The 24,687-nt window shown below is 35.7% G+C and carries 32 protein-coding genes; 8 read left to right on the forward strand and 24 right to left on the reverse strand.

Annotation, left to right across the window (positions count from 1 at the left end; all coding sequences use genetic code 11):
- Nucleotides 1-65: 65 nt before the first annotated feature.
- A complete protein-coding gene (locus tag ACQKNI_RS09835) occupies nucleotides 66-335 on the reverse strand; it encodes a UPF0223 family protein (protein WP_000456542.1) in 270 nt (89 codons plus the stop codon).
- Between the two features lie 367 nt (nucleotides 336-702).
- On the opposite strand from ACQKNI_RS09835, the gene speA reads away from it, so the two are divergent.
- Together speA and ACQKNI_RS09845 are read left to right on the forward strand one after the other, a co-directional pair.
- Nucleotides 703-2,175 (forward strand): arginine decarboxylase, encoded by a 1,473-nt coding sequence (speA, locus tag ACQKNI_RS09840; protein ID WP_140417320.1) that lies wholly within the window; start codon nucleotides 703-705, stop codon nucleotides 2,173-2,175.
- 480 nt (nucleotides 2,176-2,655) lie between these two features.
- Nucleotides 2,656-3,486, forward strand: a complete 831-nt coding sequence (locus ACQKNI_RS09845; RefSeq protein ID WP_088230216.1) for a protein-glutamine gamma-glutamyltransferase — start codon at nucleotides 2,656-2,658, stop codon at nucleotides 3,484-3,486.
- Nucleotides 3,487-3,523: 37 nt separating this feature from the next.
- On the opposite strand, the gene ACQKNI_RS09850 is transcribed toward ACQKNI_RS09845, so the two are convergent.
- The 4 genes from ACQKNI_RS09850 to ACQKNI_RS09865 form a co-directional block, all read right to left on the reverse strand.
- Nucleotides 3,524-3,652 carry a GapA-binding peptide SR1P gene (locus ACQKNI_RS09850; RefSeq protein WP_088230217.1) on the reverse strand — a complete coding sequence of 43 codons (129 nt, stop codon included), beginning with the start codon at nucleotides 3,650-3,652 and terminating at the stop codon, nucleotides 3,524-3,526.
- 45 nt (nucleotides 3,653-3,697) lie between these two features.
- Nucleotides 3,698-3,826: a GapA-binding peptide SR1P gene (locus ACQKNI_RS09855; RefSeq protein ID WP_000536789.1), complete on the reverse strand. Its 129-nt coding sequence runs from the start codon at nucleotides 3,824-3,826 to the stop codon at nucleotides 3,698-3,700.
- A 59-nt stretch (nucleotides 3,827-3,885) separates the two neighbouring features.
- Nucleotides 3,886-4,014, reverse strand: coding sequence for a GapA-binding peptide SR1P (locus ACQKNI_RS09860; protein ID WP_000536778.1), 129 nt, complete (start codon nucleotides 4,012-4,014; stop codon nucleotides 3,886-3,888).
- Between the two features lie 193 nt (nucleotides 4,015-4,207).
- Nucleotides 4,208-4,504, reverse strand: coding sequence for a DUF3055 domain-containing protein (locus ACQKNI_RS09865; protein ID WP_000462035.1), 297 nt, complete (start codon nucleotides 4,502-4,504; stop codon nucleotides 4,208-4,210).
- Nucleotides 4,505-4,636: 132 nt separating this feature from the next.
- On the opposite strand from ACQKNI_RS09865, the gene ACQKNI_RS09870 reads away from it, so the two are divergent.
- The gene (locus ACQKNI_RS09870; protein WP_088230218.1) at nucleotides 4,637-5,029 is read left to right on the forward strand and encodes a DUF1885 family protein; all 393 of its coding nucleotides are present in this window, start codon (nucleotides 4,637-4,639) and stop codon (nucleotides 5,027-5,029) included.
- Nucleotide 5,030: 1 nt separating this feature from the next.
- On the opposite strand, the gene ACQKNI_RS09875 is transcribed toward ACQKNI_RS09870, so the two are convergent.
- The 5 genes from ACQKNI_RS09875 to pdhA form a co-directional block, all read right to left on the reverse strand.
- Nucleotides 5,031-5,258 carry a hypothetical protein gene (locus ACQKNI_RS09875; protein ID WP_000858996.1) on the reverse strand — a complete coding sequence of 76 codons (228 nt, stop codon included), beginning with the start codon at nucleotides 5,256-5,258 and terminating at the stop codon, nucleotides 5,031-5,033.
- A 302-nt stretch (nucleotides 5,259-5,560) separates the two neighbouring features.
- The gene (gene lpdA, locus ACQKNI_RS09880) at nucleotides 5,561-6,973 is read right to left on the reverse strand and encodes a dihydrolipoyl dehydrogenase (RefSeq protein ID WP_088230219.1); all 1,413 of its coding nucleotides are present in this window, start codon (nucleotides 6,971-6,973) and stop codon (nucleotides 5,561-5,563) included.
- Between the two features lie 5 nt (nucleotides 6,974-6,978).
- The gene (gene pdhC / locus ACQKNI_RS09885; RefSeq protein ID WP_088230220.1) at nucleotides 6,979-8,268 is read right to left on the reverse strand and encodes a pyruvate dehydrogenase complex dihydrolipoyllysine-residue acetyltransferase; all 1,290 of its coding nucleotides are present in this window, start codon (nucleotides 8,266-8,268) and stop codon (nucleotides 6,979-6,981) included.
- A gap of 93 nt (nucleotides 8,269-8,361) precedes the next feature.
- Nucleotides 8,362-9,339 carry a pyruvate dehydrogenase complex E1 component subunit beta gene (gene pdhB, locus ACQKNI_RS09890; RefSeq protein ID WP_000068165.1) on the reverse strand — a complete coding sequence of 326 codons (978 nt, stop codon included), beginning with the start codon at nucleotides 9,337-9,339 and terminating at the stop codon, nucleotides 8,362-8,364.
- Between the two features lie 3 nt (nucleotides 9,340-9,342).
- The gene (gene pdhA, locus ACQKNI_RS09895) at nucleotides 9,343-10,458 is read right to left on the reverse strand and encodes a pyruvate dehydrogenase E1 component subunit alpha (RefSeq protein WP_000536893.1); all 1,116 of its coding nucleotides are present in this window, start codon (nucleotides 10,456-10,458) and stop codon (nucleotides 9,343-9,345) included.
- A gap of 506 nt (nucleotides 10,459-10,964) precedes the next feature.
- On the opposite strand from pdhA, the gene ACQKNI_RS09900 reads away from it, so the two are divergent.
- Both ACQKNI_RS09900 and def read left to right on the forward strand, forming a co-directional pair.
- Nucleotides 10,965-11,111, forward strand: coding sequence for a YjcZ family sporulation protein (locus tag ACQKNI_RS09900; protein WP_000274562.1), 147 nt, complete (start codon nucleotides 10,965-10,967; stop codon nucleotides 11,109-11,111).
- Nucleotides 11,112-11,277: 166 nt separating this feature from the next.
- Nucleotides 11,278-11,832 carry a peptide deformylase gene (def, locus tag ACQKNI_RS09905; RefSeq protein ID WP_088230221.1) on the forward strand — a complete coding sequence of 185 codons (555 nt, stop codon included), beginning with the start codon at nucleotides 11,278-11,280 and terminating at the stop codon, nucleotides 11,830-11,832.
- Between the two features lie 113 nt (nucleotides 11,833-11,945).
- Here the strand turns inward: def and ACQKNI_RS09910 are convergent, their stop codons facing one another.
- Nucleotides 11,946-12,719, reverse strand: coding sequence for a Cof-type HAD-IIB family hydrolase (locus ACQKNI_RS09910; protein WP_088230222.1), 774 nt, complete (start codon nucleotides 12,717-12,719; stop codon nucleotides 11,946-11,948).
- Nucleotides 12,720-13,264: 545 nt separating this feature from the next.
- On the opposite strand from ACQKNI_RS09910, the gene ACQKNI_RS09915 reads away from it, so the two are divergent.
- Both ACQKNI_RS09915 and rnjA read left to right on the forward strand, forming a co-directional pair.
- The gene (locus ACQKNI_RS09915) at nucleotides 13,265-13,477 is read left to right on the forward strand and encodes a DNA-dependent RNA polymerase subunit epsilon (RefSeq protein ID WP_016080445.1); all 213 of its coding nucleotides are present in this window, start codon (nucleotides 13,265-13,267) and stop codon (nucleotides 13,475-13,477) included.
- Between the two features lie 4 nt (nucleotides 13,478-13,481).
- Nucleotides 13,482-15,149 carry a ribonuclease J1 gene (rnjA, locus tag ACQKNI_RS09920; RefSeq protein ID WP_088230223.1) on the forward strand — a complete coding sequence of 556 codons (1,668 nt, stop codon included), beginning with the start codon at nucleotides 13,482-13,484 and terminating at the stop codon, nucleotides 15,147-15,149.
- 38 nt (nucleotides 15,150-15,187) lie between these two features.
- On the opposite strand, the gene ACQKNI_RS09925 is transcribed toward rnjA, so the two are convergent.
- The 10 genes from ACQKNI_RS09925 to ACQKNI_RS09970 form a co-directional block, all read right to left on the reverse strand.
- Nucleotides 15,188-15,853, reverse strand: a complete 666-nt coding sequence (locus ACQKNI_RS09925; protein ID WP_000504032.1) for a potassium channel family protein — start codon at nucleotides 15,851-15,853, stop codon at nucleotides 15,188-15,190.
- Between the two features lie 83 nt (nucleotides 15,854-15,936).
- A complete protein-coding gene (locus tag ACQKNI_RS09930) occupies nucleotides 15,937-16,803 on the reverse strand; it encodes a cytochrome C oxidase assembly protein (RefSeq protein ID WP_088230224.1) in 867 nt (288 codons plus the stop codon).
- A 236-nt stretch (nucleotides 16,804-17,039) separates the two neighbouring features.
- Complete coding sequence (locus ACQKNI_RS09935) at nucleotides 17,040-18,170, reverse strand: N-acetyldiaminopimelate deacetylase (protein ID WP_427282350.1); 1,131 nt, start codon at nucleotides 18,168-18,170, stop codon at nucleotides 17,040-17,042.
- A gap of 62 nt (nucleotides 18,171-18,232) precedes the next feature.
- On the reverse strand, nucleotides 18,233-18,955 hold the full coding sequence (dapD, locus tag ACQKNI_RS09940) for a 2,3,4,5-tetrahydropyridine-2,6-dicarboxylate N-acetyltransferase (RefSeq protein WP_000783241.1): 723 nt from the start codon (nucleotides 18,953-18,955) through the stop codon (nucleotides 18,233-18,235).
- Between the two features lie 71 nt (nucleotides 18,956-19,026).
- Entirely contained in the window at nucleotides 19,027-19,911 is an 885-nt protein-coding gene (locus ACQKNI_RS09945) for a LysR family transcriptional regulator (protein ID WP_088230226.1), read from the reverse strand.
- A gap of 178 nt (nucleotides 19,912-20,089) precedes the next feature.
- The gene (cbpB, locus tag ACQKNI_RS09950; RefSeq protein WP_000623574.1) at nucleotides 20,090-20,533 is read right to left on the reverse strand and encodes a cyclic-di-AMP-binding protein CbpB; all 444 of its coding nucleotides are present in this window, start codon (nucleotides 20,531-20,533) and stop codon (nucleotides 20,090-20,092) included.
- A gap of 169 nt (nucleotides 20,534-20,702) precedes the next feature.
- Entirely contained in the window at nucleotides 20,703-20,894 is a 192-nt protein-coding gene (abbA, locus tag ACQKNI_RS09955) for an antirepressor AbbA (RefSeq protein WP_088230227.1), read from the reverse strand.
- 120 nt (nucleotides 20,895-21,014) lie between these two features.
- Entirely contained in the window at nucleotides 21,015-21,533 is a 519-nt protein-coding gene (locus ACQKNI_RS09960; protein WP_000348523.1) for a ribonuclease H-like YkuK family protein, read from the reverse strand.
- Between the two features lie 74 nt (nucleotides 21,534-21,607).
- On the reverse strand, nucleotides 21,608-21,757 hold the full coding sequence (locus ACQKNI_RS09965; protein ID WP_000440543.1) for a hypothetical protein: 150 nt from the start codon (nucleotides 21,755-21,757) through the stop codon (nucleotides 21,608-21,610).
- 210 nt (nucleotides 21,758-21,967) lie between these two features.
- Nucleotides 21,968-22,204 carry a YkuJ family protein gene (locus ACQKNI_RS09970; protein WP_000055151.1) on the reverse strand — a complete coding sequence of 79 codons (237 nt, stop codon included), beginning with the start codon at nucleotides 22,202-22,204 and terminating at the stop codon, nucleotides 21,968-21,970.
- A 233-nt stretch (nucleotides 22,205-22,437) separates the two neighbouring features.
- Here ACQKNI_RS09970 and ACQKNI_RS09975 point away from each other — a divergent pair, with 233 nt between their 5' ends.
- Nucleotides 22,438-22,674, forward strand: coding sequence for a glutaredoxin family protein (locus ACQKNI_RS09975; RefSeq protein WP_000717876.1), 237 nt, complete (start codon nucleotides 22,438-22,440; stop codon nucleotides 22,672-22,674).
- A gap of 26 nt (nucleotides 22,675-22,700) precedes the next feature.
- Here the strand turns inward: ACQKNI_RS09975 and ACQKNI_RS09980 are convergent, their stop codons facing one another.
- The 3 genes from ACQKNI_RS09980 to ACQKNI_RS09990 are packed head-to-tail and all read right to left on the reverse strand — an operon-like array spanning nucleotide 22,701 to nucleotide 24,591.
- Nucleotides 22,701-23,189: a DUF3993 domain-containing protein gene (locus tag ACQKNI_RS09980; protein WP_001233799.1), complete on the reverse strand. Its 489-nt coding sequence runs from the start codon at nucleotides 23,187-23,189 to the stop codon at nucleotides 22,701-22,703.
- A gap of 56 nt (nucleotides 23,190-23,245) precedes the next feature.
- Nucleotides 23,246-23,374, reverse strand: coding sequence for an ADP-ribose pyrophosphatase (locus ACQKNI_RS09985; RefSeq protein WP_170933750.1), 129 nt, complete (start codon nucleotides 23,372-23,374; stop codon nucleotides 23,246-23,248).
- Nucleotides 23,374-24,591 carry an EAL domain-containing protein gene (locus ACQKNI_RS09990; protein ID WP_088230228.1) on the reverse strand — a complete coding sequence of 406 codons (1,218 nt, stop codon included), beginning with the start codon at nucleotides 24,589-24,591 and terminating at the stop codon, nucleotides 23,374-23,376. Before ACQKNI_RS09990 ends, ACQKNI_RS09985 begins: the two co-directional genes overlap by 1 nt.
- Nucleotides 24,592-24,687 lie beyond the last annotated feature (96 nt).

Consider the following 24,687-nt stretch of genomic DNA (forward strand, 5'->3'; position numbering starts at 1 on the left):
TATATTGTCCGTTTTTAGTTGTTATCACATTATATCACTTCGGTTTTTATTTTTCAAAATATTTTTTACATTTTCACAAGCTTTTGTTCTTCGACTTCTTTTGCCCTTTGAATGGCACGATATATAGAATACCCACTGACCTCTTGAAATTCTTTATCAATTTTCTTTTCTTCTGCTTTCGATGGAACAATCTCTTTAAAACGACGATATAATCCCATTAATTCTTCTCTCATAATTCCTTTTTCATATGCTTTCTCAATTGCTTCATAAAACTTCACAATTGCAACCATTTCTTCATTTGACCAATCATAATCTAACGGATATTGATATTCCATTTCGCACCTCATTTATCATTTCTTCTTGTTTCAATATGCTATATTAAAGAGATTTTTTCTTCTTCACTATAGACACTTTGCATTATACACTATTTATTCATTTCAATGGAATCGCCTTCCTCTCTTCATTAGTTGAACCTAAATATTAAACATACACACCTTAAAAATATTTTTTTCTATACATCTATAATTATTGGTGATATAATGCTTTTGTTTTATAGAAAATAAAGTGAACCTTCCATCTCAAAAATGATTTTGCGAATGGCAGAAAAACAAGTCTCATTCTAAAAAAGAACTTAACTGTTTTAGAGCGAGATTATATAAAACAAACTATACTAAATATTATGAAGAAGAAGGGGTGTATAGATTGTCCCAATACGAAACACCATTGTTTACCGCTTTAGTTGAGCACAGTAAGCGAAATCCAATTCAATTCCATATTCCTGGTCATAAAAAAGGACAGGGCATGGATCCTACATTTCGCGAATTTATTGGGCATAATGCATTAGCAATTGATTTAATTAATATTGCGCCGCTCGATGATTTACATCATCCAAAAGGTATGATTAAAGAAGCACAGAATTTAGCCGCCGCTGCGTTCGGTGCAGATCATACTTTCTTTTCTATTCAAGGTACAAGTGGCGCAATTATGACAATGGTGATGAGCGTTTGCGGTCCTGGTGACAAAATCCTAGTACCACGAAACGTGCATAAATCAGTAATGTCAGCTATTATTTTCTCAGGTGCAAAACCGATTTTCATGCATCCTGAAATCGATCCAAAACTTGGAATTTCACATGGAATCACAATTCAATCTGTCAAAAAGGCACTTGAAGAGCACTCAGATGCGAAAGGCTTACTTGTTATTAATCCAACATACTTTGGCTTTGCTGCAGACTTAGAACAGATTGTACAATTAGCACATTCATACGATATCCCTGTACTAGTCGATGAAGCTCATGGTGTCCATATTCATTTTCACGATGAATTGCCAATGTCAGCGATGCAAGCCGGTGCAGATATGGCAGCAACAAGTGTTCACAAATTAGGAGGCTCTTTAACTCAAAGTTCTATTCTTAATGTGAAAGAAGGCCTTGTCAACGTAAAGCATGTCCAATCTATTATTAGCATGCTTACGACTACATCAACTTCTTACATTTTGTTAGCATCACTTGATGTTGCTAGAAAACGTCTTGCTACAGAAGGAAAAGCGCTCATAGGACAAACTATACAATTAGCTGAACATGTTCGTGATGCTATAAATGCTATTGAGCATCTTTACTGTCCTGGAAAAGAAATGTTAGGTACGGACGCTACTTTTAACTATGATCCTACAAAGATAATTGTATCTGTAAAAGATTTAGGTATTACCGGTCATCAGGCTGAAGTATGGCTTAGAGAGCACTATAATATTGAAGTAGAACTCTCAGATTTATACAATATACTATGTCTTATCACTTTGGGAGATACAGAAAGTGATACAAATACACTTATTGCAGCATTACAAGATTTAGCAGCAACATTTATTAATAGGGCGGATAAAGGTGTTCAAGTACAAGTAGAAATTCCGGAAATTCCGGTGCTAGCACTTTCTCCTCGAGATGCTTTTTATTCAGAAACAGAAGTCATTCCATTTGAAAATGCAGCGGGTCGTATTATAGCTGATTTTGTTATGGTTTATCCACCAGGGATTCCAATCTTTACTCCGGGGGAAATTATTACACAAGATAACTTAGAGTATATTCGTAAAAATTTAGAAGCAGGTTTGCCTGTACAAGGTCCTGAAGATATGACATTACAAACATTGCGCGTTATTAAAGAGTACAAGCCTATCATTTGATAGGCTTTTCTTTCACCCTTTTTTCCTTTTTTTCATACGATACTAAAGAATTTGTTACTCCCACCCTGAATGGGTGCACTAACGTCATTGGGATTCTTGCTACAAAAGTCGAAGTCCATCTCTAGTATCGCTGACGTGCAAGATTGCGGTTTGCCATCACAACTCTCACAACAGGCCTTATAGGTTCGTAAAATACTGTACTACCACCATACCGTACAGATTCGTATCCAGGTATTTTAGCGCCTTATTCTTGACGACACATATCATTTTACCGATAGCGTGAATTCGACATGATACCCTTTTGCAAGGAACACATTGGAGTTTTAAAGACTTGTACTTCTCTATAGGTAATGTATACCAAATATATAAATGTTTTCTATGAACAAGCGATACTTTCATCCCATGCCAAAAGGCGGACTAAAGTCCTAAATGGGCTTTCACGTATCGCGAAATCTGCAGCATATAGGTGGGGATACCATTATGATTGTAATAGGCCGTTCTATTGTACACCCTTATATCACAAATGAATATGAGCCATTTTCAGCTGAGAAGCAACAAATTTTATCCATAATGGCGGGAAATCAAGAAGTTTATTCCTTCCGAACAGCTGATGAACTCAGCTTTGATCTAAATTTGCGCGTTAATATTATTACCTCTGCACTAGAACTTTTTCAAAGTGGATTTCAGTTTCGTACGTTTCAACAATCCTTTTGTAACCCCAAGTTTTGGAAAAGAACATCACTAGGAGGATTTCAGCTCCTTCCAAATATTCCATCTTCTATCGCCATCCAAGATATTTTCAAAAACGGTAAACTATATGGTACTGAATGCGCAACCGCTATGATAATTATTTTTTACAAAGCTTTACTGTCATTATATGAGGAAGAAACTTTCAACCGCCTATTTGCTAACCTTTTACTTTATACATGGGATTACGATCAAGATTTAAAGCTCATAACAAAAACGGGAGGCGATCTTGTTCCAGCCGATCTCGTTTACTTTAAAAACCCACAAGTGAATCCATCTACGATCGAGTGGCAAGGAGAAAACACAATCTATCTAGGGAATTTCTTTTTTTACGGACATGGCGTAGGTGTAAAAACAAAAGAAGAAATTATCTACTCATTAAATGAACGACGAGTCCCTTACGCTTTTATTTCAGCTTTTTTGACTGATACGATTACTCGTATTGATAGCCGTCTAATGAGTCACTACGCTTCTCAAAACACACCACAAACAGCCATAGGGTTTATTCCAATTAGAGATGATGCAATCGTTGCAACAGTTGGCCATACAACTACAATTTATTAAAAAGAGCGCCTACATATGTAGGCGCTCTTTCTTATTATTAAGCTTTTGTATGTTCTTTATGGTTACATTCGCAATGCGATCCACATTTCCCATATAGTACTGTTGTTTTTTCATCTTCAAAATGTGCGATTGTTCCTTCACATACTTGGCATACGATTGTTCCCATTTTTCATTTCCCCCTGAGTTCTAATAGTAATCTACTTATTTATCATTAAGCTTTCGCGTTATCTCTACTAGCACAGTCACAATTTGTTCCACATTTCCCGTAAAGCACTGTTGTTTTCTCATCTTCAAAATGCGCGATTGTTCCTTCGCATACTTGACATACGATTGTTCCCATTTTTCATTTCCCCCTAAGTTTATGGTCCTAAAAACTTTTAGCTGTCCATTTCCTATCAATTATTGGGCTTTTGTATGCTCTGTGTGATCACATCCGCAAGATCCACATTTCCCGTAAAGTACCGTTACTTTCTCATCCTCAAAGTGTGCAATTGTACCTTCACAATCTTGACATACGATCGTTCCCATTTTCCATTTCCCCCTAAGTTTATAATCCCAAAAACTTTTGTAACCGCTTAACTTTCTGTCTTTATTTTAATATGTTATACTTTTTACGTCAATAGGTTTTTAGTATAACACATTAAATATTTTAAAATTTAATTAGTATGCGATATTCATACAAAAAACAGCCGTATTCATACGTACGACTGTTTCTCGTTAATTATTCTTCATACTCCGCATGTAAAGAAGTAGATGGCACAAGAAATTTGAAAAACTGAGCTAACTCCATTGCTTCCTCTTCCGACCCTAACTTGAAAATTTCCTGCATATATTGAACATTCTCCACATCATCTTGTCCAAGCAAAGTAGACCTTCCCGTCTGCATACAAACAATGAGCGGTTTTCCAAAAAACATATTTGTATAAATAACCCCAAAATCATAGCGCGTATCATGTGTCATAAACCCTAAAAATCGTACCTTCACACTTTCATGCTCATCATACAATTTTTCAAACATCGGTTTCCACCTTTCTAGATCACCTTTCCTACTCATACTATATTAAACAAAAAAAGTAATACTCCTTTTAATTGTCAAAAAATTCAGTAGGATGTAGAATGATAGTATTCTACTAAATTAGGGGGAACTTATATGCAACATGCCTTTATTACGCTTGTACCTAATTCCAATCAACAATCTGTTTCAATAGAAGATGTAAAACACCTTTTTCACAACTATAAAACCGTCACTTCCAGGACTGGTGAGCAAATTAATTATGATTATACAAATACAGCTTTTCCTTATGAAATATTGGATACATCAAAGACAACGTTAAAACTCCAATCAAGTCACGATCGATATGATTCGATTTATGTAGGAATCGGAATAGAAAAAGAGCAATCTTTCATTCAAATTTCTTTACCTACTACAGCGACATTTGGAGATAAAGGAAAAGCAAATGAATTTAGTCGTTTTCTAGCGAAGAAGTTAGAAGGAGAGTTACAATTATTTAATGGAAGAACAATGTATTTCTACAAACGTTAATTTAAAAACAAAAATAAATGATGAGAAAAACCATACTATTTGTGCAAGTAAGAAATATTGCTTTTCTCCTTGCACTTAGTATGAAATACGCTATCACATACGCTAAGTAAACAAATATGAGAAAAAGAAAAATTTTATAATGAAGTTTATCACGACTTGACAATAATAACACTGCTGAAAATCCACTCCATAAAACTAGATGTAAAAATGAAACTAGCGTAGTTTTCATAGCGTTACCTCCTCATATATCCCTTCTATTATATAATTCAGCCTGATCCTCTCTATATTTCAAAACATGCTTCTATGTGTATCAATTATTTAAAACTTTTATTCTCTATTCTTCTAGTATTTTTTAGGCTCATAACTATTTATATGCAAAACAAACTGTATGTTGTCATTATTACAAATTCTTATGTAAATGCGACTTATCCTTTATTCATACAAGAATTCAAGCAAATAGCATTTATTAATCCAAGTTTTTCGGCAAATAAAAAAGCGTCTCTAAAATTTAAGAGACGCTTTTTTCATTATTTATTTTACAATGTGAATTGGCATTCCAAGAGCAACTTCAGCTGCTTCCATTGTGATTTCACCTAATGTTGGGTGAGCATGGATTGTTTGAGCGATATCTTCAGCTGTCATTCCAGCTTCGATAGCTAAACCAATCTCAGAGATAATATCAGAAGCACCTGCACCTGCAACTTGAGCACCTACAAGAAGACCATCTTCTTTACGTGTTACAAGTTGTAGGAAACCGTCAGTGCTGTTTAATGATAACGCACGACCGTTTGCAGCGAATGGGAACTTAGATACAGCTACAGTCATTCCTGCTTCTTCTGCTTGTTTCTTAGTGTAACCAACAGATGCTAATTCTGGATCAGTGAAGCATACTGCAGGAATTCCGATGTAATCGATTGCTGATGCATGGCCACTAATTGCTTCAACAGCTACTTTACCTTCGTAAGAAGCTTTGTGAGCTAATGGTGGTCCAGGAACGATATCACCGATTGCATAGATGTTTGATACGTTTGTACGGCATTGCTCATCGATTTCGATGATGCCGCGGTCAGTCATTTTAACTCCAACTTGCTCAAGACCGATTTCTTGAGTATTTGGACGACGACCTACAGTTACTAATACGTAATCTGCATCTACAGTTTGGATTTCACCGTTAACTTCGAAGCTAACTTTTACGCCAGTTTCTGTTTCTTCAACGCCTTTAGCCATAGCTTTTGTATGGATATTTACGTTACCTTTCTTTTGAAGAGCACGTTTAACAACAGAGCTCATAGCTTTTTCGAAACCAGCTAGTATTTCGTCGCCAGCTTCTACTACAGTAACTTCTGTACCGAAGTTAGCATATGCAGTACCTAATTCCATACCGATGTAACCGCCGCCGATTACAACAAGTTTTTTAGGAATTTCAGGTAAGCTTAAAGCGCCTGTAGAGTTGATAACACGTTTAGAGTATTTGAATCCTGGAATTTCGATTGGTGTAGAACCAGTTGCAAGAACAGCATTTTTAAACGTGTAAGTTTGAGCTGCATCTTCAGTCATTACGCGTAATGTGTTAGCATCTACGAAGTAAGCTTCACCGCGAATGATTTCAACTTTGTTACCTTTAAGAAGGCCTTCAACACCGCCAGTTAATTTCTTAACTACGCCGTTTTTCCATTCTTGAACTTTTGTAAAGTCAACTTTTACGTTCTCTGCAGTGATACCCATGTCATCAGAATGCATTGCATTCTCATAACGATGACCTGCATTGATTAACGCTTTTGAAGGAATACATCCAACGTTTAAGCATACGCCACCAAGGTTAGCTTTTTCGATGATTGCTACCTTTTGACCTAATTGTGCTGCACGAATTGCCGCAACGTATCCACCAGGACCTGCACCAACAACGACTGTATCTAATTCAATTGGGAAATCTCCTACTACCATTGTTATTACGCCTCCATTACTAATAATTGTGGGTCATTCAATAGACGTTTAATTTGGTTTAATGCTTTTTGAGCAGTTGCGCCGTCAATTAAACGATGGTCAAAGCTTAAAGATAATGCTAATACTGGAGCTGCAACAATCTCACCGTTTTTCACAACTGGTTTTTCAGCGATACGGCCGATACCAAGGATTGCTACTTCTGGGTGGTTGATAACTGGAGTGAACCATTGTCCACCTGCAGAACCAATGTTTGTAATTGTGCAAGAAGCACCTTTCATTTCAGCAGGAGCTAGACGACCTTCACGTGCTTTACCAGCAAGATCATTGATTTCGTTAGAAATAGTGAAGATAGACTTGCGATCTGTATCTTTAACAACTGGCACTAATAGACCTTTGTCTGTATCAGCTGCGATACCGATGTTGAAGTAATGTTTGTGAACGATTTCTTGAGAAGCATCGTCTAAAGCAGTATTCAACATTGGGAATTCACGTAATGCAGATGTTAAAGCTTTTACAACGTATGGAAGGTAAGTTAATTTAATACCTTTGTCAGCTGCTACTGCTTTGAACTTCTTACGGTGAGCAACAAGCTCAGTTACATCAACTTCATCCATTAATGTTACGTGAGGAGCTGTATGTTTAGAGTTAACCATTGCTTTCGCAATCGCTTTACGGATACCACTCATTTTCTCACGAGTTTCTGGATATTCACCAGCTGGGATTGGTTGTGCTTTTGGTGCTTCTTCTTTTGCTGCTGCTGGAGTAGCTTCTACTGCTGCTGGAGCCTCAGTTGCTGCTACTGTTTGTCCACCATTTGCAAATGCATCGATGTCAGCTTTCACAACGCGGCCGTTCTTACCAGAACCAGCTACTTTATGGATGTCTACACCTTTTTCACGAGCATATTTACGAACAGATGGCATAGCGATTACGCGCTCATTTACTACTTCTGCAGTTGCTGCTGGAGTAGCTTCCGCTGCTGGAGCTTCTACTGCTGCTTCTTCAGCTTTTGGAGCTGCATCATGGTCGTCACCTTTAAATTTAAGGTTTTCGTATCCAGGAGCATCAAATTTAATTAATGTATCTCCTACAATTGCAACTGTTCCTTCTTCTACAAGTACTTCAAGTACTTTACCTTTAACAGGAGAAGGGATTTCTACTACTGCTTTATCATTTTGTACTTCAAGAAGTACATCGTCTTCATTTACTTCATCGCCTGGTTTAATAAACCATTTTACGATTTCACCTTCGTGGATACCTTCACCGATATCTGGTAGTTTAAATTCAAATGCCACGGAATTCAGCCCCCTGATTCATTTCATTATTATAGAATATGTACAAAAGAAACCAGCATGTGCTGATTTCTTTTGCACATGAAAAGCTAAAAATTAGAAGTTCATTACTTTGTTAACAGCTTCAACAATATCTTTGTGGTTTGGTAACCATACGCTCTCAGCTTGAGAGAATGGGAATACTGTATCAGCAGCTGCAACACGTACAACTGGAGCTTCTAAGTTTAAGATTGCACGGTCGTTAATTTCCGCTACAACGTTTGCTGCAATACCAGCTTGTTTTTGAGCTTCTTGAACTACAACTACGCGGCCTGTTTTTTCAACAGAAGCGATGATTGTTTCGATATCTAATGGTTGAACTGTACGTAAGTCAACAACCTCTAAAGAGATACCTTCTTTTTCAAGTTCTTCAGCAGCTTTTAATGCAGCGTGTACCATAGCACCGTAAGCGATAACAGATACGTCTGTACCTTCACGCTTGATATCAGCTTTGCCTAAATCAATTGTGTAGTCGCCTTCTGGTACATCTTGACGGAATGAACGGTACAATTTCATATGCTCTAAGTAGATAACTGGATCGTTGTCACGAATCGCAGAGATTAAAAGACCTTTTGCATCGTATGGAGTAGATGGAATAACAACTTTTAGACCAGGTTGTTGAGCCACTAATCCTTCTAAGCTATCCGCATGTAGTTCAGGAGTATGAACACCACCACCGAATGGAGAACGAACTGTTACTGGAGCAGTCCAACGTCCACCAGAACGGTAACGCATACGAGCTAATTGACCAGAGATTGAATCCATTACTTCATAAACGAAACCGAAGAATTGGATTTCAGGAACTGGACGGAATCCTTCAAGTGCAAGTCCAACTGCAAGTCCACCAATACCAGACTCTGCAAGTGGAGTATCCATTACACGGTCTTCACCGAATTCAGCTTGTAAACCTTCAGTAGCACGGAATACACCGCCGTTTACACCAACGTCTTCACCAAACACAAGTACGTTAGGATCATTTTTCATTTCAACGCGTAAAGCATCAGTGATTGCTTGAATCATTGTCATTTGAGCCATGGCTTACTTCGACTCCTTTTCTTTGTAAATTTCATATTGTTCAGCTAAGTTGTAAGGCATTTTTTCGTACATGATTTCCATTAAATCAGTAACTTTTTGTTTTGGAGCTTGGTCAGCCTTAGCGATTGCTTGTTTAATATCTTCTTTCGCTTCTTCGATTACTTTCTCTTCAACTTCTTGAGACCATAGGCCTTTGTTTTCTAAGAAAGCACGGAAACGTACGATTGGATCTTTTTGTTCCCATTCGTTTTCGATATCTTTTGTACGGTAACGAGTTGGGTCATCACCAGCCATTGTATGTGGACCGTAACGGAATGTTAAAGTCTCGATTAAAGTAGGACCTTCACCATTTACTGCGCGCTCACGAGCGAAAGCAGTTGCTGCGTATACAGCTAATGGATCCATACCGTCTACTTGAATTCCGTAAATACCTGCTGCTACTGCTTTTTGAGCTACAGTTTTAGCTGCAGATTGCTTTTCTACTGGAGTAGAAATTGCATAACGGTTGTTTTGTACAACGAAGATTGCTGGAGCTTTGAATGCACCCGCAAAGTTCATACCTTCGTAGAAGTCACCTTGTGAAGCACCACCGTCACCAGTGTAAGTAATTGCAACAGATTTTTTACCACGTAATTTCATACCTAACGCAACACCAGCAGTTTGGATGATTTGCGCACCGATAATGATTTGTGGAGCAAGTGCATTTACATTCTCAGGCATTTGGTTACCCATGAAATGTCCACGAGAGAATAAGAATGCTTGGTATAATGGTAAACCGTGCCATACTAATTGTGGCACATCACGATATCCTGGTAAGATGAAATCTTCTGCTTCAAGTGCGAAATGACTTGCTAACTGAGAAGCCTCTTGTCCAGCTGTTGGTGCGTAGAAACCTAAACGTCCTTGACGGTTTAAAGAAATAGAACGTTGATCTAGTACGCGAGTATACACCATACGGCGCATTAATTCTTTTAATTGATCATCAGATAATTCAGGCATAGCTGCTTCATTCACAACTTCGCCTTTTTCATTTAAAATTTGTAATGTTTCAAATTGAGCTGCGATAGCTTTCATTTGCTCATCAACATTAAATAGGGTCTTTTTTGTTTTAGTACCCATTCCGTTCACCTCTTCCTCTCTTGAACCATATTCTGAAACGCTTTCATTAGCTAAACCGAAAACGCAACAATGTAAACCAACAAATTTATCTGTCGGTTGAGAATAATTTTGTGTACCTAACAATCTGTACTAATGTTTTTTCAAAAACATATTAATACAATCTTGATCACGTTTTTTAGTTTACAACTATTCTAATTACGATGTCAATTACTTTGGTTACGTTTTTTTTATAAATAACATGTAGGTTTCTTCTAAGCATACGTGTTTTTATTTTCACATCTGTATTAGTAAGCATTAACCTACTGTTATATTATTCCCTTTTTAACTTGTTTTTTCTCTTAGAATAATATGTAAACGATTTAATCCTCTTTAGTTTTTCTCTCTTTTTAACAAAAATATACAAACTCTTCTTCCTTTTATAGGTAAATACCTATACATTTCTACTCTTCCCTCCATACATTATAATAACCGCAGTATTAGCGGGAAATGATAAAGGAGGTCATCTCATGTACGGATACTCATATTGCTATCCAACTTGTTCATATCCTTCCTACGGTTATGGCGGTTCTTGTGGCGGGTCTGGACGCGGCTTCGCCTTAATCGTTGTGTTGTTTATTCTTTTAATTATTGTCGGTGCTGCTTGCATTCGCTAATGTAAAATGAAACAACTATGGAAAGAAACAGACGGCTTTGCCGTCTTTTCTTTTTATCACATACATAACTCACCTATAGTAAAACGATTTCCAAAGTCATCCCCTCACTTGGCGATGACTTTTTTCATCTCCTTTGGTAGACTAAAGAAGAAAGGAGAGATTACATATGCTTACAATGAATGATGTCATTCGCGAAGGAGATCCTATTTTGCGCAATGTTGCAGAAGAGGTAACCATACCAGCGAGTGAAGAAGATACAAATACCCTTAAAGAAATGATTGAATTTGTAATAAATAGCCAAGACCCTGAAATGGCTGAAAAATATAGTCTACGCCCTGGAATCGGATTAGCTGCTCCGCAAATCGGGATTTCAAAGAAGATGATTGCTGTTCATGTAACTGATACGAATGGTACGTTATATAGTCATGCATTATTTAATCCAAAAATCATTAGTCATTCTGTTGAACGTACATATTTACCAAATGGTGAAGGCTGTCTTTCCGTAGACCGCGATGTACCAGGTTATGTCCCTCGTTACACAAGGATTACAGTGAAAGCAACATCTATTAACGGAGAAGAAGTTAAGTTACGTTTAAAAGGGTTGCCAGCAATCGTATTCCAGCATGAAATCGACCATTTAAACGGTATTATGTTCTATGATCATATTAATAAAGAAAATCCATTTTCCGCTCCTGATGAGTCCAAACCTCTGGAGCGATAATAATTAGAGGGAAGTATCCATCCCCTCTAATTATTATCCCGCAAATAGCAGGATAAAAAGGCGGAAGGTTAACTTCCGCCTTTTTAATTATATGAAATGGGTTCCACACTAACTTATAACAATCCAGCCCATTTTAACCCATGATATATACCGTCTTCACTAACATCCTTTGTCACATAATTCGCAAGTTTTTTCAAATCTTCATGACCATTCCCCATCACAATACCTGTCCCGACTGCTTCAATCATTTCTAAATCATTTAATCCATCGCCAAATGCATACACTTGTTCACGGTTAAACCCTAATTTCTCAATGAATTTCTCAATCCCTTTCGCCTTAGAACCACCATTTGGAATAATATCCATTGAATACGCATGCCAACGAATAAAATGAAAATCTGGGTACTGATTAATAAACTTTTCCTCTTCATTTACTTCGCAGAAAAGAAGTGTTTGATAAATATTACGTTTCTCATAAAAATCAGGTTCATATGCTGGATGCTCGAAGTTTAAACTTCCGAACCCTTCTTTCACATAATCATGATATTCCACTGACGCTCTCATCTCTTGATGATCAAGATATACGAGTGGATACCCTTCTTGTTTTGCAAACTGAGTAAACTTATGCAAGGCAGCTGCATGTAACGGATTGTTAAATATTACCTCATCTTCAAATACAACATACTGACCATTAAAGCTGACATAATTATGTATATTAAGTTCCTTACGAATATCTTCAAACATAAATGGCGCACGCCCTGTCGCAATTGCTACATGCACACCTTTTTCTTGTAAATGTCTTACTGCATCTCGTGTAGATTGTGGTATTTTCTTATCGTGATCTAATAATGTTCCATCAATATCAAAAAAGACAATTTTATCATTCATTTGCCAAAATCCTTTCTAGCACTCTATACTCCTATTTTGATTATCGCTTTTCAAATTCCAAAAAAAAGTATAACATATTAAACATCTGTGAAGAAAGCGTTCACTTTCTAACCTTATTAATCAAACCTGCATATATATATTAGTAAAAATGTGATACTTGTTCGTATGAATTTTCTTTTCTATTTTTTCTCATACTATACCTATAACTAGCGGCTACTAATCGTTACTATAGAACACCTTTCACTGTATGAGAAAGGACAAGATTCACAATTCACTTTTGTCTTCTTTCTTATATCAGAGACGGAGTTTTTACTAGTAATATGCATGTTTAAAATAAGGGAAGGAAGGAGTAATCATGCTGAAGAAGCTGAAGAAAAAGCTCAAGCGTTATTTAAATGATCTAGTCCGCAAAAAGACAATCGCTTAAATTGTGCCCATTTCGGGCTTTTTCTTCATTCTCATTCGAAAAAACATGAAAATCGTGACTGTTTGCTTTATAATAAGTAACAGATAATGCAAAACATAGACAAGGAGAGGTTTTCCAAATGATTTTTAAAGTATTTTATCAAGAAAAACTGACTGAGGTTCCAGTACGTGAAAATACAAAAGTTTTATATTTAGAGGCTACGTCTGAAAAGGATGTTCGTAAAAAATTAAATAAGTTCGCATATAATATCGAGTTCGTTCAGTCTGTTACTGGTGCTCATCTTGAATATGAAAAAGAAAACGCTGATTTAACATTAGCGGAAATCGTATAGTCATATGAAATTTCTAAAGAATGATCAAGCTGCCGTTTTTGCTTTAGGTGGACTTGGTGAAATCGGTAAAAATACATATGCTGTTCAATTTCAAGATGAAATTATTATTATTGATGCTGGAATTAAGTTTCCAGAAGACGAACTCCTCGGAATCGATTATGTAATACCAGATTACACTTATTTTGTGCGAAACGAAGATAAAATCAAAGGATTATTCATTACACATGGTCACGAAGATCATATCGGTGGAATTCCTTACTTATTACGTCAAGTGAACATTCCGATTTATGGCGGAAAATTAGCAATTGCACTAATCAAAAACAAATTAGAAGAGCACGGATTACTTCGTAAAGCAAAACTTTATGAAATTCAAGAAGACGATGTTATTAAATTTAAAAAGACATCTGTTTCCTTCTTCCGTACAACTCACAGTATCCCAGATTCATACGGAGTTGTTGTGAAAACACCTCAAGGACAAGTTGTTCATACTGGTGATTTCAAATTTGATTTCACACCAGTCGGCGAACCTGCGGACTTAACAAAAATGGCGGAAATCGGAAAAGACGGTGTACTTTGTCTCTTATCTGACAGTACAAATAGTGAAGTTCCAAACTTTACTATGTCTGAGCGCCGTGTTGGTGATAGTATTCAAGATATTTTCCGCAAAGTAGAAGGTCGTATCATCTTTGCAACCTTTGCATCAAATATCCATCGCTTGCAACAAGTTGTTGAAGCAGCTGTTGAAAACAATCGTAAAGTGGCTGTATTCGGTCGCAGTATGGAAGCAGCGATTGAAATCGGACAAAATCTCGGTTATATTCGCTGTCCGAAAGATACATTTATAGATACAGCTCAATTAAACCGACTACCAGCTAATAAAGTTGTTATTTTATGTACAGGTAGTCAAGGTGAGCCAATGGCAGCACTTTCACGTATTGCTAATGGTACACATCGTCAAATTCAAATCATTCCTGGCGACACAGTTGTTTTCTCTTCTTCACCAATCCCTGGTAATACAATTAGTGTAAGCCGTACAATTAACATGTTGTATCGCGCTGGTGCTAATGTAGTCCATGGCAAGCTATCAAACATTCATACGAGTGGACATGGCGGACAAGAAGAGCAAAAACTAATGCTACGCCTGATTAAACCGAAGTATTTCATGCCAATTCATGGTGAATATCGTATGCAACGTATGCATATGAAATTAGCAAATGATTGTGGTATTCCAGAGGAGAACTGTTTCATCATGGATAATGGAGATGTTCTTGCCTTGCGTTCAGATGAAGCAAGCGTAGCTGGTAAAATACCATCTGGCTCTGTTTATATCGACGGAAATGGTATTGGAGATATCGGTAATATCGTATTACGCGATCGTCGTATCCTTTCTGAAGAAGGACTTGTTATTGTAGTTGTAAGCATTGATATGAAAGAGTTCAAAGTTGCAGCAGGACCTGATATCATTTCACGCGGTTTCGTTTATATGCGTGAAAGTAGTGATTTAATCAACGACGCTCAAACATTAATTACAACTCATTTAGAAAAAGTAATGGAACGTAAAACAACACAATGGTCTGAAATTAAAAATGAAATTACAGACACATTGGCACCATTCCTATATGAGAAAACGAAACGTCGCCCAATGATTTTACCAATCATTATGGAGATATAAGAAAAAGGACAATACCTTCATGGTATTGTCCTTTTCACTTATCTTAAAAAATGTTTAAAACGATCTACTTCATCGTCATGACCAATTACAATTAATATATCTCCCGCTTGTATATTTTCCGTAGCTCGAGGAGATACAATAACTTCTTTACCACGTTTAATTGCTACAATATTCAATCCAAACTTCGCACGAATGTCTAATTCGATTAAAGAATGACCGTCAATTTTTTTATTTGCAATGATTTCTACAATACTATGCTCATCGGAAAGCTCAAGATAGTCTAACACATTACTTGATGCAATATTATTAGCAATCCTTTTTCCCATATCACGCTCCGGGTGCACAATGTGATCTGCACCTATTTTACTTAACACTTTTTCATGGTAATCATTTTGAGCTTTTACAGTAATATTTTTTACACCTAACTCTTTCAAAATTAATGTTGTTAAAATACTTGAATTTAAATTGTCACCAATAGCAACGACTACATGATCAAAATTACGAATGCCAAGGCTTTTTAATACCATCTCATCTGTTGAATCTGCAATTACAGCATGCGAAGCTATATTTGCAAACTCATTAATTTTATCTTCATCTGAATCAATTGCCATTACTTCCATACCTAATTGAGCTAGTTCTCGGCAAATACTTCCACCAAAACGTCCAAGTCCAATGACAGCAAATTCTTTTTCTTTCTCACCCACAGGAATTCCTCCAATAACTTCAAGTACTATGTATTTTCATTGTAACATACTTTATATGCGTCACAAAAACCTGTAGATCACTTCTATTTTTGTTTTTGCATATAAAAATATTGTTGTAAATAAAAGGCGATACCAACAAGTAACATGCCAAATACAAATATATTTCCAAATGAACTAAATGTTTCAAAAACAAATAACAATGTTTCTTGGCCGAAAAAAGCGAATAGAAGCTGTGTAAATGCAAATAACAGCGCCCATTTGTAATGGTGTTGATGGAATAAATAATGTGTCGCGCCTAAAAAAGCAGCAAACGAAAGGATGAAAATCCACCAATTTTCTAGAAACATCTTCCAATCAGAAAATTGATATCCATTTACTAATATCGCAATAATTCCTATAACGGCCATCGTTGGCACACTCCAAAATAATGCACGTCCTCTAAAGAAACGAGTCCCTTTAACATCCCCTTTTTCATGTGCAATGTATGTTAATACGACTGTACTTATATACAAAACAGAAAGAATTGTTAAAACGATAATAAGCCAAAAGTGTAATTGATAATACTCATGCTCTATATTCGTTACAATTGCAGCTAGCATACACGGGATTAACATTCCCGTCCAACCATCTACTTTTCTTTCATTCCAAAACACCGTATTACCAATCCGTATTCCTAACAACATAAAAATAATGATACCTAATACAAATAGCGTAGTTTTATTACCGACTAAACTCGTTGAGAAAGCAATTAATCCAATAAATAAAAAGAGCACAAACCCATTCATAATTTCTAGTACAGGTGATAAATATCTCTTCACCCATTTATATGTTTCGTCATATTCATTATTATCTACTAAACGGTAGGCATAAAAACTTATCCCAAAATAAACCGCCGCAATAATAACATATGCATATAAGACAAAACACAACATTGCACTGCTAATTTGCACGTAATTCCCCACCCTTTTTTCCATGTTTCACATTGATTTTACACACTTTTCATACTAAAAGTAAACATATATAAGTTAGTTAAATAATTATCTTTCCTATTAGCAATAATTAATAATGAGCAGCGGCTAATCTCCCCTGCTCATTATTAAGACGACCAAATGAACTTTTTAACGGATTTTCCGAAAGAATCCCCCCTCAAGCGTGTGAAGGGCGATAATAACGCGGTAGGTGGGAATTAATTTCTATTCCCTTTCCACTTTACATATTGATCTATACATACAATCGCTTTTTCAATTGCTTCTTCATCTGGTTTTAATTTCGCGTGATGTAAACCATATTCTGAATTTACCCCGAGCCAAAACATAAATCCAGGAATCTCTTGAAGCATATAACCAAAATCTTCACCTGTCATTGCCTCAGTACATGTAATGACATTCATATCAGTCTGTTCACTTACAAATTGCATAAACTCTTTCGTTAACTCTTCATGGTTATATACTTGATGATACATTGCTCCGTAATCAATAACCGCTTCACACTGGAAAGAAGCTTCGATACCTGCAACAATTGCCTCAATTCTACTTTTAACACGCTTCATTGATTCAACTGATAGTGTTCGAATCGTTCCTTCTAGGCGAGATTTTTCTGCTATGATATTTTGAACTGTACCACCTGTAATTTTCCCAATTGTAATTACCGCACTATCAAGAGGATTCACATTACGACTAATAACGGATTGAAGCTGTGTAACAAGATGACTTGCTGCAACAATCATATCATTTGCAGTATGCGGATAAGCCGCATGTCCACCTTTACCTTTTAAATCAACATATAACTCTGATGTATTCGCAAACAACAGCCCTTCCTTTGTAGCAATTGTTCCTACAGCGTATTCAGGTGCAATATGAAGGCCGAGAATGATATTCGGTTTCCATTCCCTTAACTCTTCACTTTCTAACATAGGAAGAGCTCCCCCTGGACCTTCTTCTGCTGGTTGGAATAGGAATACAAGGTCATCATCTATTCTTTCTGTTACAGCTGCTGTTAGAAGTCCTAAACCGATTGTTGTATGCAAATCATGCCCACATGCATGCATCATTCCATCATGAACAGAAGCAAACTCATATCCAGTTTCCTCTGTAATTGGTAAACCGTCTATATCTGCACGATAGCCTATAATTTTTTCTGGGGTTTTCCCATTTACTTTAACAATGACACCCGTTTTCCATACTTTCACTTCCACATATTCATCCGGAAGTGTTCCTATATAATCTAAAATATACTGTTGTGTTTTCCACTCTTTAAATCCAATTTCGGGTATTTTATGTAAATCTCTACGAATTTGGACGAATTTGCTCATTGTCATTTTTGCACCTCTATCTATAAAAAGCGTAAGAGCCTGTTTATGCTCTTACGCTTTTTTTGTTTTTATTTCTCTGGGTTTAATTGACGAAGTTCTTGTTTAATTTCAGTTTTTGCTTTTGTCTTCTCGTCAATTTCTTTAATTACACGTGCTGGAGTACCTGCAACAACTGTATATGGAGGTACATCTTCTGTTACAACAGCTCCTGCTGCTACAACTGCACCCTTACCTACTGTAACTCCTTCTAATACAACTACGTTTGCACCAATTACAACATCATCTTCAACGATCACTGGTTTTGCAGAAGGTGGCTCAATTACACCTGCAAGTACAGCACCTGCACCTACGTGACAGTTTTTACCGACTGTTGCACGTCCACCAAGTACTGCGTTCATGTCAATCATAGAACCTTCACCAATTACAGCACCGATGTTAATTGTTGCATTCATCATAATAACAGCGTTGTCGCCGATTTCAACGTGATCACGAATGATTGCGCCTGGCTCAATACGAGCTTTAATGCCTTTTAAATCAAGCATTGGAATTGCAGAATTGCGACGGTCATTTTCAACAACATAGTCTACAATGTGCTTGTTATTCTCATCAAGAATTGTCTTAATTTCAGACCATTCTCCAAATAATACACCTGACTTTTTATTTACAAATGCTTGTACTGTTTCAGGGAAGGTTACTTCTTTTAAATCCCCTTTTATGTATACCTTTACAGGAGTTTTCTTTTCACTTTTTTGAATAAACGAAATAATTTCGTTAGCGTCCATCATTTTCATTCTTGTTGCCTCCTAAATCCATTTATACTGTTACTCTACCAAACGATAGAGCCAGTAGCAAGATAATAATCCTATTTTTCCATTTGAATTTCTTCTATAATTTCTAAAAATGCTTGCACTTGCTTCAATTGTTTTGCCGATTCACTCGTTAATAACCATGTTTCTCTCGTTAATTGAACAGGTGTTTTGTACATATTTTCCTGTACTTCTTTTAAAACAGTAGACGGTAATAGAGCATAACCTATACCATTTAAAACGAGTTGTTTGCACGTCTCAATTTGGTCAACTACAATTGTTCTCTTAGGTGGATTAGAAAATAATCCATACCACCAATTTTGTATTTGTCCATAATAAGTCGAATCACTTTTAAATTGAATAAATGGTCTATTTGTTTCTTTTAGCATCGAAATATCTTTTATTTCTTTGTCAACTAAATATAATTCATCTTCAAATAATTGTGTCTTTTGTCCTTTATATTCCTGTGATCCCCTTAATATAGCAACATGAACGTCTCCTTCATAAAATTGCTTTTGAACTTCACTACTCCAGCCAGTAAACAGCGATATCTTCACAGAAGGATATTTGTGCACAAACTTCTTCAAAACAGGAGGAAGCCAATATTGACCAATAACCGATGCAACAGCTATTTTTAACGTTCCGTGCGTTTCTGTTCTAAAAACAGCTAGCTCGCTTTTAATATCCTCTTCCCTTTGCAACATTTCCTTTGCATAATTTGCGACTTTTTCCCCTTCAGGTGTAATTGTCAATCCTTTTTGTGAACGAATAAAAAACTTCATTCCCCATTGTTTCTCCATAGATTGTAATCGTTGACTAAGCGCAGGTTGTGAAACAAATAAACGTTCCGCTGCTTTTCTCATATTTGATTCCTGAGCTAACACAACCATCATTTGAAAATCATCAATTTGCAACTTTCTCCCTCTTTCCTTAGCTTCCATACACCTTATTTCAATAAGCTTTTCATCCTTAATTTAACTAAATACTTTCATATGGAAAACCGATTTTTCCATCCAAACTTTTCTTATGTTTTTTATCTTTTTAAATATAATACATACACAACTGATATGCACGAAAAAAAAGTGACTTCTCTATTTCTATGAAGTCACTTTTCTCATGTTAGCGATTATGTTGTCTCACTTTTTTATTCAACAATTTCAAAATAGCTCGGCGTGTTAAAATCCCTTCAAAATAGCCATCTTCATTGACAGCGCAAATAAAAGGGTGATCAATTGTCATTTCTAAAGCTTTTGCAAATGAATCTTCTAACTTAAGAACTGGAATATCTTCCTTCATCACTTGTTCTACTTTCATATCATCAAGCCTTTCAAACTCAATGCGTTCCAGCCCTAACATACCGTCTAAAATCATAGCAGTACTAATCAACCCATGCAGTTTATACATTGGATCTAAAACAGGTATCGCCGAATATCCAGATTTCACAAGAACAAGTAAAGCATGCTCTAAACCATTCCCAATTTGGACATGTGCTACTTTTTCTGATGAAATCATTAAATCCTTCACAAGAATTTGCTGAAACTCATCTTTCGGAATACTTATCATGTTACATCCCCCATCTTCCCTTTTTCTTGCTTATATTCACCGATTCTATTCACATTTTATGACAGCGTTTTCATATTATTATTTTGTCCTAACCTTATTTCAATAAAAATACAATTACACGGCTATTTTAGCATACAACACAAAAAAAAGACTACCATTCCGGTAGCACTTAATACCCTTTATTTTTTAATCTGTAAAATAACCTTGTAATTTTTTTATATTGCGTCACATCTGTCTTTTTTAAACCATTCTCAATATCCGTAAGTTCCACAGCTAAAATTTCACTCGCATAATTTTGCTGAAATAGAATATCTAATAACAAACTTTCTTCTTCTTTCGTTAAAATAAACTCCTTTTGCATATATGCCCCTCTCCTTATACTCGCATCGTTACTCTCATTATATAAAATTTCCAGCCTATTTAATAGATGTAATATTCAGTTTTTATTTAAAGATATTTAAAAATCGAAAATACATACAGATTATTTCGTGTATCGATTTGCATAACTAAACGCTGCATAGGCATCCGGCTTAATTTTTGCAGTTAATCCCATCGCTTGAATTTTCGCTGTCATATCTAAAATAAATTCTTTTGTTAAACCATCATTCCCGATGTCTAAATGAATTTCCATTATAAATCCCGCCCCATCTTGAGCATGTGGATGCAATAAATCCCATATTGTCTGTATGTGATTAGGAGTAAATAGGCATGCAATTTCTTGACTAAACTGCGTTTCTAAATATATTTTTTCACGTAAAGTTGCTGGTTTATCTTTTACTGATTTATGGTGTAAGCACCCCCAGGCTCCTTTTCCAACGCGATGAATGTGAATTGCCGTAATAAATCTCGTATCCTTTTGATGTGCTTGTGAGTCTGTCCCAATGGATAATCGATATAAATTTCGTGGATCCCTTTCAATGAAACTACAAATACGGTTGAAGACCATATCAAAATTCAAATGTCTCTCTGAAACATTATAAAATGTATGTTCACCGTCCACATAGTCACGTCCTTTCAATTAGACAGACTTTTCGTATTCTCATTGTATGGGACAAAAACAAAAATTATAACTACCTATCCTTTATTCGTTTCAATATTTCGAATTACATAATGGCATACTTGGCACGTATAAATTACATTTTGATTAGATTGAGCTGTTAATACATGAATAATCTCATCAGAATTTTGGCAATTAGGGCAAACCACAACTGGTAAACGCTCCATACTATACACCTCCTTATTATATTTATCCCGCTATTTGCAAGCTGGCCGATTGGTGTGGGCTAATAATCAGTGGGGATGGACAAAACCCCACTAATTAAAGTTTCACTTTATTACCATTGTGGGAAAAACGAAAAATTCCTATACATATATATTGGAAAGTAATAGAACTAAAAAAGGTACTGCCATATGGCAGTACCTTTTTTATATGTATCAAGAAATGATGTCATAAATCTCGATTGCAACCATGTCGATATTATCGAATTGATACACTTGAGGTTTTTCACCTTGTTGATACACTTCTAACTCATACATTTCACTTTTATCGAAAAATTTCACGCTACATTTGCGCTCACCGTTCACTTCAAAATAGCGTTGTGCTACTTCACCGCTTTCAGCTTGTTCTTGTAGACTAACAAGTCGAGTTAAAATTCCTTGGAGTAGAGACATGAAATCTCTCCTTTCTCTGATCTTCCTACCAATAGGTTTTACAGCTATACTCATTCTATCCGTCATAACAGAAAAAATGTTCCACACTCTAGGATAAAGGTTATTGGCCAGAAACTCAACTAAAAATTTGTCGAAATTCGAAGGAAAAAACAGAAAGAACATATTTTCCCTTCTTTATTGCGATTTTCATACTGGAAGAATATAATAAAAAACAGAAAAAAGGAGGAATTACAATGAAAAAAATTGAGGTTTACACACAACCTGATTGTCCGCCTTGTGTCATTGTGAAAGAATTTTTAAAACACAATAACGTTGCATATGAAGAATTCAACGTAAAAAAAGACGCTGCTGCTCGCGACCGTCTTTTATACGACTATGACTCCTATTCAACTCCAACAGTTGTAATTGATGGAGAAGTTGTTGCAGGTTTTCAAATCGAAAAATTACAACAGCTACTCAATATCGAATAGGAATAGGTATATACCTATTCCTATTTTTATAATTGTTGTAGCCTTTTTATTTCAGTTAAAAGTTCCTGACTTTCATGGTATCCTGCGAGTTTCCATTTCCCTTGATCCCTTTGCAATGTTACGATTTGATATTGACCACTTTTCGCCCGCTCATATACGTATAAATTTTTATGCTCTTCATCATATGACATTTTCGTTTCTGAATTAAAAGAAAACGGTGCTTCTTTTGCTGGAAGTAAATATTCACCACTTTGCTTTTCACTTCTACTATTTTCATCTGTAAATACTTGAAGGAAATTATCTGTAAAATACGGTGATAACGTCTCTATCATCTTGTTCACAGGCAAATGCTTCCCACGAATTGAAAATTGGGTCTCATAACCTTTTTGTATCGTCGTAAACACTTCTTTCCGATCGACTTTCAATTCCTCTTTTCCTAATACAGTTGTCACACTATAACCAACTAGAAAGGCAACACATACAAATAGAACAAACCATATTCCATATTTCCTCATTTTTTCACCTTCCTTTTAAAAAGAACTTGTCTTTGTAATAATCATTGTAACAATGATTATGCAAAGAAAGGGATGGTTTCGTTCGTAAAATCTTTACAATGATAGACAGCATTTTCATCACCATTTTCACTATTACCAATTTCTGATAAAAACAAACAAAAAAATGCACGAATTTCTTCGTGCATTAAAATAAAACATCTTCTTCATATAAATATTCATACGATAAATCTATAAATAAAAAGTTTTCATCATCAATTGGAAAAGAAAATGTTCGTACCATTTCACCAGTTTCAATATCAGCATATAAATCCGAGAGCCTTGCCTTATTCTCAAAGCGCATTTTCATAATATTCTCTAGAAAATATGGGCGCCAACTCCAGTTCTTCATATAATACTCCGGCATCACAATCCATTCTCCATCTTTTTTCATAATATTACCTGATTGTTGGAAACCATCTTCATTACAAATAAATATACGGAAACTACACTGTGATAAACTTTGGCTAAATTGTAATAACCAATCATTTATATCTTCATTCTTTTTTTGTTTAGATAGAACATCACCAATTCGATCACGTAACATCTCTGTTAAATTATAAATTTTTTGCAACTTCTTCTTCTCATGTTGAATAAACTGATGGCATTCATTACCGAGTCGCTCTTTTAAAACATTCGTTTCAATAAAATCAGGTAAACATTCTTTCAAATAATCACCTTGGTAATATCTACCTCCGTTTTTCCAAGCATATTGTAATTGATAAAAAGCATCTATTTCTTCATATAACAATGTCGCACCAATTCTTCTAGCGAGTAATGATAAAGAATATAAAATATCTTGATAAGATTGTAAAAGTGCAGTTTGCCTTAAGTTTGTTAAATCTACTTTTAAAATATCTGGTGCTAACACGCTAATACGTTCTAAATTACTTGTACCCGTTCCGACCTTATTTATCGAAATTTGAATACCATATGTACGATAATACATAAGCAAATGGTTAAATTGCTCTATATCTTCTTTGCATTCATGTTCTGTAATCTCTAAAACAATGCGTTTTAAATTTAAACCTTGTTTTTCATACATCAATAAAAGTTGAAGTAAACTTTCATCCTCATCATTCATTAATACGTTAGCATTCCGATGTATAAATAATAATAATTTTTGATCGCTTTCCAAATAACGATTCAAAGCTTTTTCTACTATGATATTATCCGCTTCCAGCTGAAACTCGCTTGGAATAGAATCATCATGAAAGAAAGAAGCTAAACTTTGTATACCCTCTTCTGTTTGAATACGTCCTACTACTTCATATCCAATTACTGTATGCTCATCAGCACTAAAAATAGCTTGATAATAAGGAAGGACTTTATCCAAGTTACTCATTACATCTAATGCATCTATCAATGTGCTTCCCTCCCTTTACTTTTCAAAAATTATAACACGATATTTACGGAAAAATAATAAAAAATCCCTTCAGTTTTCCTGAAGGGATTAGAGGGG

The sequence above is a fragment of the Bacillus sp. NPDC094064 genome (assembly GCF_050279585.1).
In the GTDB taxonomy this organism is placed as follows: Bacteria; Bacillota; Bacilli; order Bacillales; family Bacillaceae_G; genus Bacillus_A.

Coding starts and splice junctions, on each gene's coding strand:
- ACQKNI_RS09875 (WP_000858996.1), bottom strand. CDS start 5,258: ATGAAAACTACGCTAGTTTCATTTTTACATCTAGTTTTATGGAGTGGA.
- abbA (WP_088230227.1), bottom strand. CDS start 20,894: ATGCAAAAGGAGTTTATTTTAACGAAAGAAGAAGAAAGTTTGTTATTA.
- ACQKNI_RS09910 (WP_088230222.1), bottom strand. CDS start 12,719: ATGAATGATAAAATTGTCTTTTTTGATATTGATGGAACATTATTAGAT.
- lpdA (WP_088230219.1), bottom strand. CDS start 6,973: ATGGTAGTAGGAGATTTCCCAATTGAATTAGATACAGTCGTTGTTGGT.
- ACQKNI_RS09945 (WP_088230226.1), bottom strand. CDS start 19,911: ATGGAAGCTAAGGAAAGAGGGAGAAAGTTGCAAATTGATGATTTTCAA.
- ACQKNI_RS09865 (WP_000462035.1), bottom strand. CDS start 4,504: ATGTTTGAAAAATTGTATGATGAGCATGAAAGTGTGAAGGTACGATTT.
- pdhA (WP_000536893.1), bottom strand. CDS start 10,458: ATGGGTACTAAAACAAAAAAGACCCTATTTAATGTTGATGAGCAAATG.
- rnjA (WP_088230223.1), top strand. CDS start 13,482: ATGAAATTTCTAAAGAATGATCAAGCTGCCGTTTTTGCTTTAGGTGGA.
- ACQKNI_RS09850 (WP_088230217.1), bottom strand. CDS start 3,652: ATGGGAACAATCGTATGCCAAGTATGTGAAGGAACAATCGCACATTTT.
- dapD (WP_000783241.1), bottom strand. CDS start 18,955: ATGAAAATGATGGACGCTAACGAAATTATTTCGTTTATTCAAAAAAGT.
- ACQKNI_RS09985 (WP_170933750.1), bottom strand. CDS start 23,374: ATGCACGAAGAAATTCGTGCATTTTTTTGTTTGTTTTTATCAGAAATT.
- ACQKNI_RS09970 (WP_000055151.1), bottom strand. CDS start 22,204: ATGTCTCTACTCCAAGGAATTTTAACTCGACTTGTTAGTCTACAAGAA.
- ACQKNI_RS09855 (WP_000536789.1), bottom strand. CDS start 3,826: ATGGGAACAATCGTATGTCAAGTATGCGAAGGAACAATCGCGCATTTT.
- ACQKNI_RS09870 (WP_088230218.1), top strand. CDS start 4,637: ATGCAACATGCCTTTATTACGCTTGTACCTAATTCCAATCAACAATCT.
- ACQKNI_RS09900 (WP_000274562.1), top strand. CDS start 10,965: ATGTACGGATACTCATATTGCTATCCAACTTGTTCATATCCTTCCTAC.
- ACQKNI_RS09965 (WP_000440543.1), bottom strand. CDS start 21,757: ATGGAGCGTTTACCAGTTGTGGTTTGCCCTAATTGCCAAAATTCTGAT.
- ACQKNI_RS09980 (WP_001233799.1), bottom strand. CDS start 23,189: ATGAGGAAATATGGAATATGGTTTGTTCTATTTGTATGTGTTGCCTTT.
- pdhB (WP_000068165.1), bottom strand. CDS start 9,339: ATGGCTCAAATGACAATGATTCAAGCAATCACTGATGCTTTACGCGTT.
- ACQKNI_RS09975 (WP_000717876.1), top strand. CDS start 22,438: ATGAAAAAAATTGAGGTTTACACACAACCTGATTGTCCGCCTTGTGTC.
- ACQKNI_RS09860 (WP_000536778.1), bottom strand. CDS start 4,014: ATGGGAACGATCGTATGTCAAGATTGTGAAGGTACAATTGCACACTTT.
- ACQKNI_RS09835 (WP_000456542.1), bottom strand. CDS start 335: ATGGAATATCAATATCCGTTAGATTATGATTGGTCAAATGAAGAAATG.
- cbpB (WP_000623574.1), bottom strand. CDS start 20,533: ATGATAAGTATTCCGAAAGATGAGTTTCAGCAAATTCTTGTGAAGGAT.
- ACQKNI_RS09915 (WP_016080445.1), top strand. CDS start 13,265: ATGATTTTTAAAGTATTTTATCAAGAAAAACTGACTGAGGTTCCAGTA.
- ACQKNI_RS09935 (WP_427282350.1), bottom strand. CDS start 18,170: ATGACAATGAGCAAATTCGTCCAAATTCGTAGAGATTTACATAAAATA.
- ACQKNI_RS09845 (WP_088230216.1), top strand. CDS start 2,656: ATGATTGTAATAGGCCGTTCTATTGTACACCCTTATATCACAAATGAA.
- def (WP_088230221.1), top strand. CDS start 11,278: ATGCTTACAATGAATGATGTCATTCGCGAAGGAGATCCTATTTTGCGC.